Below are 12,991 nucleotides of genomic sequence, written 5' to 3'. Positions count from 1 at the left end.
ATAAGTTAAAGAACTTAGGGGGGAAATATATGAAGATAAAAAAAATAGTTGTATCAATTCTTTCAGCTGTATTTATTACCAGTACATTAGTTGGATGCGGTAGTAATACAACATCTACAGAATCATCAACAGGTAATAACTCAAATGGAGAAGTTGTTACATTAACCTATACTACTTGGGGAAGCCCAGAGGAACTTAAGGCTCAAACTAATGCCGTTAAAGAGTTCGAAAAGAATAATCCCAATATTAAGGTTAAGCTTCAGCATATACCAACAGATTATGATACTAAATTAGCAACAATGATAGCTGGTAATACAGCGCCTGATGTATCACTTATGTATAAGACTACAGCATTAGCATGGGCTGATCAAGGAAAGATACGAAATATATCACCTCTTTTAGAAAAAGATAGTGAAATAAGTGAGGATACCTATATAGATGGTTCATTTATACACACAGATAAAGATACCATAATAGGAATTACTCCGTGTCAAGAAGTTTTTGGATTATATTATAATATTGATGCATTTAAAGAGGCAGGAATAGAATTACCACCAACTAAAGCAGAAGATGCTTGGACTTGGGATGAATTCATAAAGATATGTCAAAAGTTAACAATAGACCAAAATGGTAAGAATGCTACAGAAGACGGATTTGATCCTAATAATATCAAACAATATGGAATGAATATGCCAACTTCTATATGGCAAACATTTTTAAATCTTAACGATGTAAAATACGTTAGCGATGATGGAATGAAATCAAATTTAACAGATCCAGTAGTTATTGATACAATTCAGAAACTTGCAGATTTATCTGTTAAATATCATGTAGCACCATCACCAGCGCAATCTAAAACTCTACCAGCACCAGCTGTAGCATTACAGTCAAAAAAGATTGCTATGGATTGGGATGGACAATGGGTACAAATTGATTTAGCAAATGCCAAAGTTAATTATGATGTTGGTGTACTTCCTAAAATGAAGAATAACAAAACTACATTATTTGGTGAAGTTATGTGTATGTTTGATACTACTAAGCATCCAGAAGAAGCTTGGAAATTCTTAAAATGGATGACTTCAGGGGAAGGGACTAAAGATTTAATTACTAGTGGATTATGGATGCCGACGGTAAAATCGTGGTATACAGATCCTGAAATAATTGAATCATGGGTAGTAAAACCAGGACATCCAGATGGATATAAAGAAGCTATTTTAGATCAAGCAATGAACAATAGCGTTCCAGATTCAGGATATTATATAAAGAATTCAGTTAAGATATCTTCAATCATATCACCTGCTCTTGATCAAGTATGGAGTGGTGACAAAACAGCAGAAGAAGCATTAAAAGAAATAGAGCCTAAAGTAGTACCAGAACTTAAAGGAGTTTATACTAACAAATAATCAATGACAGCTAGATTTTTGATCTAGCTGTATATAAATTATAGAGAGGTGATAATTTTATGGCAGGTATCAGTACAAAGGTTACAGAAAATGTTAGTATAAAAGTCAAAGAAAAAAGATATACAAAAATGTCTAGAGAAAAGAAAAATATTATTTCTGGACTATTATTCGCATCACCCGTGTTACTAGGATTTATAATTTTCGTTATGGGGCCTATGATTGCTAGTGGATATTTTAGCTTGACAGATTATAGTATTGCAAGTACTCCCAAATGGATAGGCTTTGATAATTATAAAAATTTATTTACAAATCAAGATCCATTTTTTTATAAATCATTATTAGTAACTGCAACATATGTATTTTTAAGTGTCCCAATTCAAATAGTAGTTTCTTTATTAGTAGCAATGCTTTTAAATAGTGATGTTAAAGGAAAGGGAATATTTAGAACAATATTTTATCTGCCAACTATTGTACCTGTAGCAGCATCCTCAATGATTTGGATATGGCTTATGGATCCGGATCTTGGATTACTTAACAATGTTTTAGGTGCAGTAGGATTACCAACATCAAAATGGATATTTGACGAAAAAACAGTAATACCATCGTTAATACTTATGAGCTTGTGGACAGTTGGAAGTACAGTAATAATTTTCTTAGCTGGCTTACAAGATGTACCTAATCAATTATATGAGGCAGTTGAAATAGATGGAGGCAATGCTTTTCATAAATTTATAAATATTACATTGCCAATGATAACACCAACTTTATTTTTCAATCTTGTTATGGGATTCATTAATGGATTTCAGGTATTCACACAGGCATACATTATGACTGCTGGTGGACCTAATAATGCAAGCTTATTTTATGCCTTCTATTTATATAAAGAAGCCTTTAGTAACTTTAGAATGGGAAATGCTTCTGCTCTTGCTTGGGTTTTATTTTTAATAATATCTATATTTACATTTATTATTTTTAAAACATCTAAGTGGGTATATTATGAAGGAGATGGTAAATAATGAAAAGTAAAAAGAAAATTTCTAAAAGTATAATATACATTATTTTATTATTCATATCTTTTGTATGCTTAGTTCCATTTTATTGGATGATTAGAAGCTCACTTATGGATATGTCGCAAATATTTACTATGCCACCAATATGGATTCCTAAGCCAATAAAATTTAGTAATTATAAAGAGGCATTAACAATGCTTCCATTTGGAAGATATTTTTTAAACACACTATTTGTTGTGGTATTTACTGTACTTGGAACTGTAATTACAAGCTCACTATGCGCATATAGCTTCTCAAGAATAGAATGGAAAGGTAGAGATACTGTCTTTGGAATATTATTAACTGCTATGATGATACCTTTTGCAGTTACACTTATCCCAACATTTATTGGATGGCAGAAACTTGGAGTTGTTAATTCCTATGCACCATTAATAGTTCCAGCTTGGTTTGGAGGTGGAGTATTTAATGTATTTTTACTAAGGCAATTTTTTAGGACAATACCAAAAGAATTAGATGAAGCAGCTCGTATTGATGGAGCAGGACATTTCACTATATATTCAAAAATAATAATGCCTTTAAGCAAACCATCGTTAATAGTTGTATCATTATTTTCTTTCATGGGGTCATGGAATGACTTTTTAGGACCTCTAGTATATTTAAATGATGGAGATAAATTTACATTATCACTTGGACTTATGCAATTTCAAGGAATGTACTCAGCGCAATGGCAATATATGATGGCAGCAGCAACAGTAGTTCTAATACCAATAGTAATAATATTCTTTATAGGACAAAAATACTTTATTGAAGGTATATCAATGAGTGGAATGAAGGGATAAATATAATAAGTGGGTTTTCTAAGAAGAGATATTTTATTCATATTCTTAGAAAATCCGCTATTTTTTTTTATTTAAATTATTATCTTAATTAAACGGCTTTATGACTATTTGAAAAAATTTATTTTACGTAATTCATAGTCAAATATATGGAATTTATTGAACGAGAATGAAAAAATGAATACTATGAAAACAATGAATTAGCAAGTATCTTTATAATATTAGCATGCTAGAATTGCGTACTAACTGGAAAAGTTTTATTTAACGCTATATAAAAATATATTATATAGAGATGTAACAGAGTTAATCATAGAAATGTGTATTTATAAGATAAATTTGAAGGTAACCAATTATATATTTTTTACATAGTTTAGTTATATAGCAACTTTAAGAGAGAAGTATATGATTAACGTAACATTAATGCCAATACACTATGTTTATCTTGTATTTATTATTGTGTTAATAATAGCGATGATAAAAAAGAAAGATATCTCGTTATTATGTATATTAGGAATATTTGTTCTTGGATTAATAGGAACACAATCTGTATATAAATCAATTATGGGGGTGTTTAATAGCTTTGTATATGCAGCAAAGGAACTTATGCCCACAATTTTTATCATATCAATTATAACGGCTATGAGCAATGCTGTTATAGATTCAGGTGTAAATGATGAGATGATATCTCCTTTTAAAGGGATGATTAAAAATTACTGGATTGCTTATTGGGTAATTGGAATTGTTATGATGATTTTATCATGGTTTTTTTGGCCGTCTCCAGCTGTAGCCCTTGTAGGAGCATTATTTTTACCTATCGCTAAAAAAGCAGGTCTACCAGCTATGGGGGTGGCTATTTCTATGAATTTATTTGGTCATGGAATAGCCTTATCAAGTGATTATATTATTCAAGCAGCTCCAAAGCTTACTGCAGATGCAGCTGGAATACCAGTATCTAATGTTATTTCAGCAAGTGTACCTCTTACAATTATAATGGGACTTGTCACAACAATATCAGCTTTTTATTTCCTTAGAAAAGATATAAAGGCTGGAAAGATTAGTGATGAAGATAAAATAAATGAAAAAACATATGATTCAAAGCTAATTTCTTCTAAAAAGGTAAGGCGTTTTTTAGCATTGTCAATACTTGTGCTATTTTCGTTAGATATTTTTTTAATGTATAAGTATAGATTACAAGGTGGAGATGCGACTGCTTTGATAGGAGGTACTGCTATATTTATAATGAGCTTAATTTCAATAATATGCTATAAGAAAAAATCTTTAGATAAGATTACTGAAAATATAGTAAAGGGATTAAAATTTGGCTTTGAGATATTTGGTGTTGTTATACCAATAGCGGCATTTTTCTATTTAGGAGATTCAGCTTTAGGAGAGATATTTGGGAATATACTTCCAAAAGGTTCAAATGGTATAGTAAATGATTTAGGTGTTGCACTAGCAAGTGTAGTACCAATTAATTCAACTATATCAGCAAGTACACTTACAGTAGTAGGCGCTATTACTGGTTTGGATGGATCAGGTTTTTCAGGTATATCGTTAGTTGGTTCAATAGCTAAAATATTCTCAACAGCTTTAGGTGGAGGCGTAGCAACACTAACAGCTTTGGGACAAATAGCTGGAATATGGATAGGTGGAGGAACAGTAATACCTTGGGCAATAATACCAGTAGCAGCCATTTGTGGTGTTGATGCTTTTGAATTAGCTAAGAGAAACATTAAGCCGGTAGTAATTGGATTGGTTGTTACAACTATAGTAGCAATAATTATTATTTAAATTTTAGTTATAATATGAGAATCTGGCAATAATATGAAACAAAGAGATAAAGATCTCATGTTCTGCATAGGTTTCATTTTAGAAGAACATGAGATCTCTATTTATGTGTTACCATTTATCCCAAAGTTTACACACCTTTAGGTGAATTTGGAGTTATTCCTCTTTCTGAAAGAATTTCATAAATTGTTTGTGAAGTAGTATCTTCTATAGTATATCCTAATAATTTAACTATTTTATCTAATTTTTCTTCAGAATTAGTTTCAATTTCTATATATGGGAAAGGACAGAAGTTCTTATCATTTATATCTATTTCAACTAATGAATCAAATATTTTATAGCTTTCTCTATATTTTTTATTAGATTCTTTTAAGATTAATCCAAGAGATTTAAAAATTCCTTCACCCATTTCTTTATTGTCAATAATAACTTCATTTTCTTCCATTACTTTGAATTTATTTTGTGAAATCATTTTTTTTGTAGTCATATAGTATATTGTTCTTTTATTAAGTCTATCTTCAATAGTTCTTATACGAGCATACCCTTTTTTTGCTAATAATCTGCCATCTTCAAAATCATAAATATCATTAACTTGATCTTCGCTTTTAACCTTTTCAGCGTTGTTTAAAGTAAGAATATCTCTTATATTATCTACATCAATATCAACAATTCTAGTTTCTAATTCCATAAAATAACCATTCCTTTCGTAATTAATATTTTAGTTTATAAGAAAGGTAATAACAATAATAATTTTTTAAGAATTATAAATATAACATTTGAAAATTATTAAATTTTAAATTCTTTAATACTACTTTTATTTTTCAATAGTACTTTCATTTTTCTCTGAATGGATATTTAATATAATATAGATTCTTTTTGATTATATATTCATATGAACGAAAGGATTAAAAGTTACTATTTTAGAGTTTTATATAGTAGAATATAAATAATGAAGATTAAGTTTAATTGGATAAGCAAATATTATATAATTAGTTGTAGCAGAATTTAAATGATAAAATTTGAGATTAATAAGTTTTATTTTATTTACAAAAGTAGGAGTGAATTTAATGGAATACATTAATGATATAAACATAAACGAGGCAGTTATACATATATTAGATAGCAATGGAAGTACACCTGTACTTAATGAATATAGTTTAGAATTAAATGAAGATATATATAAATTTTTATATAAACATATAGAAAAATGTTTTAAAGATGATGAACTAAAATATGCAGCTTTTAATCCAGAACGAAATATAGTTAAAGAGGTAGTTCAAGATTATTTAAATGGTATAGATAATGACTTGATAAACCTATCAAAAGAATTAGCAAGACAATTATTTATAATAATTCAGACTAATGAAAATATTCCATCAGCTGATCTTATAGTAGCATCATTAACTACAGATCAAGGGCCAATGATTGCTATTTTAAAGATGGATTATGTTAAAAACTTTACTCATGAAGTACAGTTTATTGATGAAAAAATAGGTATAGGAATAGTTCCACAAAGTGCTGGCTTGCCGGGAAGTGGGCAAAGGATTCAAAAGGCAGCTTTTATTAAGCCTATAAGAGAAGATGAAAAATATAACCTTATGGTTTTAGATAAACAAAAAGCATCAAAAGATGATGAATATGGAGCAAATTATTTTATAGGTACATTTTTAGGGGCAAGTATTGTAACAAATGAACGCGATATGACTAAAACATTTGTTAAAGCAGCAGAAAATTGGACTAGAAAAAATATTACTGATAATGCAGAGAAAGCAGAAGAGGTAAGAACTGCTATTAAGACTAAGTTAAAGGAAGAAGATAGTATAAATATTGAAGAATTTTCCCATGAACTATTTAATGAGACGCCACAAGTTAAAGAAGATTTCACTAATTATATAAAATCCCAAGGATTAAAAGAGGAAGTGGCAATTGATAAAACATGGGTTGATAAAAAATTAAAAAGAGTAAGACTCAATATAGATAAACAAATTGATTTATATATAAATGAAGAAACATATCACGATCAACAAAAATTTGAGGTCGTGAGAAATGGTGATGGCAGTATTAATTTAATTATAAAGAATGTCATTAATTATATAGAAAAATAATTGTAGATTATAAAGAGATTATTTGTTATAGAATCTCTTTTGTTATATGGTAAATTACATGTTTTCACATAGCACTTTAATAAGTAAAATTAGGATAGTATATTTATGTTATATATTATGTTTAATTAAATATAGTATAATACTCATATGTAAGTAAAAATAAATTATGAACGACAATATGAGTTTTCGAGAAAATAAAATAGAAATATAGAATGAGTGGGGATTAAAAAATGAAGGTATTTTTATGTGAATTTATTCATTCAGAAGCACGAAAATATTTAGAAATGAATTCAGAAATAATAAGTGATTGGAATAAGATAAATGAAGTTGATGCCATTATAAACAGAAATCTTCAAATTACAAAAGAAACAATGGACAAGGCCAAGAATCTAAAGGTTATAGCTATACATGGAACAGGGATAGATGGGGTTGACATGGATGAAGCTAAGAAAAGAGGAATTCATGTTTTTTCAACGCCACACCAAAATGCAGATTCAGTTGCAGAGCTGATAGTTGGTCTTACCCTTAGCCTTACCAGAAAAATTTCATTAGCAGGAAAATTAATAGGAGAAGGGAGAGAGATAGATAATGCACCATCTGAATTAAAAGGAATTGAATTAAGACAAAAAACATTTGGGTTAATTGGTGTTGGAGATATTGCTATTCGTGCTGCTAAGATAATGAAATATGGATTTGGAATGAATGTAATAGGATACTCAAGATCGCTTACTAAGGAAAAAGCAAAAGAGCTTGAAATAGAATATTGTTCATCTATAGAAGAAGTACTTAGAAGTTCTGACATTGTTAATATTGGTGTACCACTAAATAATTCTACAGTTAATATGATTAATAATGAAAAGATTAAACTCATGAAAAAGACAGCATATTTAATAAATACTTCAAGAGGTAAGGTGGTAGATGAGAAAGCCTTATATAATGCCTTGAAAAATAAGCACATTGCAGGTGCAGCATGTGATGTCTTTGTAACTGAGCCACCCACCTTAGATAATCCACTTCTTAGTCTTAATAATTTTGTTGCTACGCCTCATATTGGAGCAAATACAGATGAAGCATTATACCGTGTTGGAATGGCTGTTGTAAAAGGAATTTTAGAAAAAGTATGATATATTTTTGAAATAATTCAAGATACCTTTACTTAAAATATAATTAACATATATAATTGTTATATACTGAAAGAAAACAATTTCAGAATGGTTTAGATTATAAGCAATGGAGGTATAAAAATGGAATATAGAAAGTGTGGAAATAGTGGATTAAAATTACCAGTAATATCTTTAGGATTATGGCATAACTTTGGAGATGGTGATGTTTATTCAAATAGTGAAGCTATTTTTAAAAGAGCATTTGAAATGGGAATCACTTATTTTGATGCAGCAAATAATTATGGGAGACCTTTTGATGGTTCTGCAGAGGAGACTTTAGGAAGAATACTTAAAAAAAATTTTTCATCTAATGACAGAGACAGAATGGTTATTGCAACGAAAGCAGGATACGATATGTGGGAAGGTGGACCATATAATGATGGAGGATCTAAAAAATATTTAATTTCTAGCTTAGATCAAAGTTTAAAAAGAATGAATCTAGAATATGTAGATATTTTTTATCATCATAGATTTGATCCAGAAACACCATTAGAAGAAACTATGTCTGCATTAGATTTAATTGTAAGGCAAGGAAAAGCACTATATGTTGGAATATCAAATTATAATCCGGAGCAAACAGAAAAGGCTTGCAAAATTTTAAATGAACTGGGTACCAAATGTATAGTAAATCAATTAAGATATTCTATGTTTGAACGAAGAATAGAAGGAAAGCAGTTTGAAGTTCATAAAGAAAATGGCGTTGGAACTGTTGCTTTTAGTCCCCTTGCACAAGGGCTTCTTACTAATAAATATATAAAAGGAATACCATCAGATTCAAGAATAGCTAAACACAGTTTATATTTACACGAGACTGATGTAACAGAAGAAAAGATAGATAAAGTGATTAAGCTTAATAAAATTGCAGAAGAAAGAGGACAAACCCTCGCACAAATGGCGTTAGCTTGGAATTTACGAGAAGATTTAACTTCTGTAATTATTGGTGCAAGCAGTGTGAAACAAATTGAAGATAATGTAAAAACAATAGAAAATTTAAAGTTCTCAAAAGAAGAATTAGATAAGATAGAGGAAATATTAAAAGGTAATATTTTATAGACTATATAATAAACATGCTTATAAAAATATGATTAGCTAGATTAAAAAGCTCGGTGCTATAAGCATCGAGCTTTTTAATATTATGTTTATTTTTACATATTGTAGTTGTAAAAAAAGAAATATACTACAAATATGAAAAATATACTTTTGCAATTTATAAAAATAATAATCCTTATGGATATCTATGTTTGTAAAAAATACATTATTTTTAATACTTAAAATGTTTTTATAATAATGATACTGATTAATTTGGTAAAAATGCAGTGCATGATTTTATTAAATCAGAAATTTCATTAGGAGCATTCTTAATTTCATTTTCTAAAATGCATTTTTCGATTTTACTTATAGTAGTATTGATTGAAGGTTCAAGTTCTTTACTAGAGTTTTCTAAGATTTCAGCACATTCAATTAGTGTATCAATTAATGGCTGCTGATTTCTGGAGTCTAATTTTCCTAGTATAAATTTTATGTCAGATAGAAGAGTTATTCGTTTTTGATGATCAAAATTCATTAAAGCTTCCTCCTTGAAATTAATATAGAGGTTGTCTAATAAAATAGTATGTGATAGCCTTTTGTATTTATTGCAAAATAGAAATTATATTTAAGTTAAATTTCTAAATCATAGTTTGTAACTGTAACAGGATTATTATTAAGATAATACATTGCTACAATATTATTTATATACCTCTTGAAAAAAAATATCAATCCTTAGTAAGCAAAGTTACGAGATAATAAGAAATTATGAAATTGAAATATGAACTTATATATAAAGATGTATTAAGTAGAGTACAGAGATAGGATATTAAGAACAGATGAGCTCATTTTACGCAAAATGTTGATGATTGCATAAAATAAATGAAAATAAAAGTAAAAAACTCTAAATCTTTGTTTATATAAGAATCAGAGTTTTTTATATACATATATGTTTATGAAGAAAGTTAAATTATTATTTCATAAGTTTACAAAGTATGGCTTTCTGAACATGCAATCTGTTTTCTGTTTCAGAAAATATTATATCAGAAAAGGCTTCTAAAACTTCAGAAGTTATCTCTTGTTCTCTATGAGCGGGAAGGCAATGAAGAACAATTGCGTTTTCATCAGCGTGCTTTAATAAGTCCCAATTAACTTGGTATTCTTTAAAAGCTTGAAGTCTTTTTTCAGATTCATCTTCTTGATCCATGCTAGTCCAAACATCAGTTATTACTACATCAGCATTCTGAACAGCTTCTTCAGGGGAAGTAGTGACAATAAATTCAACACTTTCTCTTTCTGCAATTTCTTTAGCTCTTAAAATATAAGATTTAGGTGACATATATTCTTCTGGAGAAGCAATTGAGAAATTCATCCCAACTTTTAGGCAAGAAATCATAAGAGAGTTTGCCATGTTATGACCATCTCCAATAAATGCAACCTTTAAACCTTCGAGAATATTTTTATTTTCTCTTATTGTCATTAAATCAGCTAATACCTGACAAGGATGTTCATCATTTGTTAGGCCATTAATAACAGGGACAGTTGAATATTTGGCAAAAGTTTCAAGATCTTCTTGAGAAAAAGTCCTTATAAGTATTCCCTGAACATATCTTGAAAGAGTTCTTGCGGTGTCTTCTACAGGCTCACCTCTTTCAGCTTGTAGATCCTTGTGGCTTAAAAATAACGCATTTCCACCTAACTGATACATACCAGTCTCAAAAGAAACTCGAGTTCTTGTGGATGCTTTTTCAAAAATCATACCTAATGTCTTTCCTTTAAGAAGTGGATGTTCAATTCCGTGTTTTTGTTCATATTTTAATTGATCAGCTAAGTTTAAAATGTCTAATATTTGATCCTTAGATAAGGTGTCAATTCGTAATAAATCTTTTTTCATAAAAATCCCCCAATAATATAGCAAAAGAAATGAATAAATCATAACATTATTTAAATATAATTAATTAATAATTACGTAAATAATATAACTATAATTTAAATTATAGTTATATTATTTAAGACTTGAAGTTTAGAATTTTACAAGAATTAATCTATTTAAGAAGAATAGTATTCAAGCTCATTGAGCTTGCATTCATTAAATAATTCTTGAAATTCTTTATTTGACATTGTGTTATCAATTCCCTTGAGTCTATTAATTTCTACTGATAAATCAAGAATTGTTAGCTCTGAATACTCCATGTAATTTAGATATTCATCATATAAAGTCTTGTTTTCTTTTTTTAAATTCTCAATTTTGTTTTTTAATCGGTCATTCTCAATTAGCAATTCTTTGATTCTTAAATCTTCTTCACTCATGATAATAGACTTCTCCTTCAATAAATAATATTACTTTAGAAAATTATATAATTTGAAATTAATATATATTCCTATATAGTAGATAAAACATCAAGTAAAATATCAACACCACTTTTTAATTCATCTTTAGAAATAACTAGAGGTGGTAAGAATCTAACTGTATCACTTCCAGCAGTCAAAACTAATAATCCCTTTTTTAAAGCAGCTATCTGTACATCTTTAGGGGAACATTCAACTTTGACTCCTATCATTAAGCCCATTCCTCTGACAGCAAGAACATTTGGATTATTTGCATCTAGTATTAAATCCTTAACATATTCACCTTTCTCAGCAATTTCGTTAAAAGATTTTTCATTACATAATTCATCTAAAACAACTTCAGCGCCAGCGCATACAACAGGATTTCCACCGAATGTTGAACCATGATCACCTGGCTTAAAAACATTTTCAAGCTTTGAAGAACAAAGGAATCCACCAATAGGAAGGCCAGCACCTAATCCTTTAGCGACAGTAACGATGTCTGCTTCAACATCAAAGTTATTATATCCAAACATCTTACCAGTTCTAGCAATACCACATTGAACTTCATCAAAGATAACAAGAACGTCTTTTTCATTGCAGATTTTAACAACTGCTTGTACAAAGTCTTTATTTAGTGGAATAACTCCACCCTCACCTTGAATGGCTTCAAGCATTATTGCACAAACATCGTTTGTAAGCTTAGATTTAAAGTCATCAAGATCATTTGCAACTACATAATTAAATCCTTCAGTGAATGGATAAAAGTATTTGTGGAATTTTTCTTGACCAGTTGCTTTTAATGTAGTTATTGTTCGTCCGTGGAATGATTGGATTAATGTAAGTATAGTATTCCTACCTTCACCATATTTTTCATAGCTATATTTTCTAGCTAATTTTATAGCACCTTCATTAGCTTCAGCACCAGAGTTACCAAAGAATACTTTGCTCATTTTAGCTATTTCAGTTAATTTTTTTGCAACTTTAGCTGCAGGTTCTGTATGAAAAATATTTGAAGCATGAGCTAGAGTCTTTAGCTGATTTGATGTAGCTTCTATCCATTTTTCATTTCCATAACCTAGGCTGCTTACACCTATTCCACTAGTAAAATCTAGATATTTATTATTATCTTTATCATATAAATAAACACCTTCACCATGAGTGATAAGTGGATCTAATCGTCCATAAGTATTCATAATATGACTTGATGCTTCGTTAAAATCGTATGACATAAGAAAACCTCCATTTATTCAATTTATAGTTCACAATTCACTATGCACAATTATTGAAGATATTTCTTAGAAATATCTAAGTATTATTTTTAGTAATAGA

Annotated in this window: 12 protein-coding genes; 7 read left to right on the top strand and 5 right to left on the bottom strand. The window is 29.0% G+C overall.

Annotation, left to right across the window (positions count from 1 at the left end):
• Positions 1 to 29 precede the first annotated feature (29 nt).
• The 4 genes from CNEONATNEC86_RS18050 to CNEONATNEC86_RS18035 all read left to right on the top strand — a co-directional run bounded on the left by CNEONATNEC86_RS18050 (position 30) and on the right by CNEONATNEC86_RS18035 (position 5,040).
• Entirely contained in the window at positions 30 to 1,403 is a 1,374-nt protein-coding gene (locus CNEONATNEC86_RS18050) for an ABC transporter substrate-binding protein (protein WP_125147545.1), read from the top strand.
• A 59-nt stretch (positions 1,404 to 1,462) separates the two neighbouring features.
• Complete coding sequence (locus CNEONATNEC86_RS18045) at positions 1,463 to 2,419, top strand: carbohydrate ABC transporter permease (RefSeq protein ID WP_083498861.1); 957 nt, start codon at positions 1,463 to 1,465, stop codon at positions 2,417 to 2,419.
• Positions 2,419 to 3,252: a carbohydrate ABC transporter permease gene (locus CNEONATNEC86_RS18040; RefSeq protein ID WP_058296540.1), complete on the top strand. Its 834-nt coding sequence runs from the start codon at positions 2,419 to 2,421 to the stop codon at positions 3,250 to 3,252. The genes CNEONATNEC86_RS18045 and CNEONATNEC86_RS18040 overlap by 1 nt, the downstream gene beginning before the upstream one ends.
• Before the next feature lie 399 nt (positions 3,253 to 3,651).
• Positions 3,652 to 5,040, top strand: a complete 1,389-nt coding sequence (locus CNEONATNEC86_RS18035; RefSeq protein WP_198157502.1) for a hypothetical protein — start codon at positions 3,652 to 3,654, stop codon at positions 5,038 to 5,040.
• A 127-nt stretch (positions 5,041 to 5,167) separates the two neighbouring features.
• On the opposite strand, the gene CNEONATNEC86_RS18030 is transcribed toward CNEONATNEC86_RS18035, so the two are convergent.
• Complete coding sequence (locus tag CNEONATNEC86_RS18030) at positions 5,168 to 5,725, bottom strand: class IV adenylate cyclase (protein WP_058296539.1); 558 nt, start codon at positions 5,723 to 5,725, stop codon at positions 5,168 to 5,170.
• A gap of 379 nt (positions 5,726 to 6,104) precedes the next feature.
• On the opposite strand from CNEONATNEC86_RS18030, the gene CNEONATNEC86_RS18025 reads away from it, so the two are divergent.
• The 3 genes from CNEONATNEC86_RS18025 (at position 6,105) to CNEONATNEC86_RS18015 (ending at position 9,358) form a co-directional block, all read left to right on the top strand.
• Positions 6,105 to 7,142, top strand: a complete 1,038-nt coding sequence (locus CNEONATNEC86_RS18025; protein WP_058296538.1) for a nucleoid-associated protein — start codon at positions 6,105 to 6,107, stop codon at positions 7,140 to 7,142.
• Positions 7,143 to 7,372: 230 nt separating this feature from the next.
• The gene (locus CNEONATNEC86_RS18020) at positions 7,373 to 8,266 is read left to right on the top strand and encodes a hydroxyacid dehydrogenase (protein ID WP_125147543.1); all 894 of its coding nucleotides are present in this window, start codon (positions 7,373 to 7,375) and stop codon (positions 8,264 to 8,266) included.
• Between the two features lie 120 nt (positions 8,267 to 8,386).
• Entirely contained in the window at positions 8,387 to 9,358 is a 972-nt protein-coding gene (locus CNEONATNEC86_RS18015) for an aldo/keto reductase (RefSeq protein WP_159136524.1), read from the top strand.
• Between the two features lie 244 nt (positions 9,359 to 9,602).
• Here CNEONATNEC86_RS18015 and CNEONATNEC86_RS18010 read toward each other — a convergent pair whose 3' ends face one another.
• From CNEONATNEC86_RS18010 to CNEONATNEC86_RS17995, 4 genes are all read right to left on the bottom strand, one after another.
• Positions 9,603 to 9,869 (bottom strand): hypothetical protein, encoded by a 267-nt coding sequence (locus CNEONATNEC86_RS18010; protein WP_159136523.1) that lies wholly within the window; start codon positions 9,867 to 9,869, stop codon positions 9,603 to 9,605.
• A 435-nt stretch (positions 9,870 to 10,304) separates the two neighbouring features.
• Positions 10,305 to 11,225, bottom strand: coding sequence for an ornithine carbamoyltransferase (gene argF, locus CNEONATNEC86_RS18005; RefSeq protein WP_058296534.1), 921 nt, complete (start codon positions 11,223 to 11,225; stop codon positions 10,305 to 10,307).
• A gap of 155 nt (positions 11,226 to 11,380) precedes the next feature.
• Positions 11,381 to 11,641: a hypothetical protein gene (locus CNEONATNEC86_RS18000; protein WP_058296533.1), complete on the bottom strand. Its 261-nt coding sequence runs from the start codon at positions 11,639 to 11,641 to the stop codon at positions 11,381 to 11,383.
• Positions 11,642 to 11,712: 71 nt separating this feature from the next.
• Complete coding sequence (locus tag CNEONATNEC86_RS17995) at positions 11,713 to 12,891, bottom strand: aspartate aminotransferase family protein (protein ID WP_058296532.1); 1,179 nt, start codon at positions 12,889 to 12,891, stop codon at positions 11,713 to 11,715.
• Positions 12,892 to 12,991: the final 100 nt, after the last annotated feature.

Source organism: Clostridium neonatale (assembly GCF_900465025.1).
GTDB classification, from domain to species: domain Bacteria; phylum Bacillota; class Clostridia; order Clostridiales; family Clostridiaceae; genus Clostridium; species Clostridium neonatale.
The sequence above is the reverse complement of the archived record's forward strand: the minus strand, read 5'-3'. Positions and strand labels throughout refer to the sequence as shown.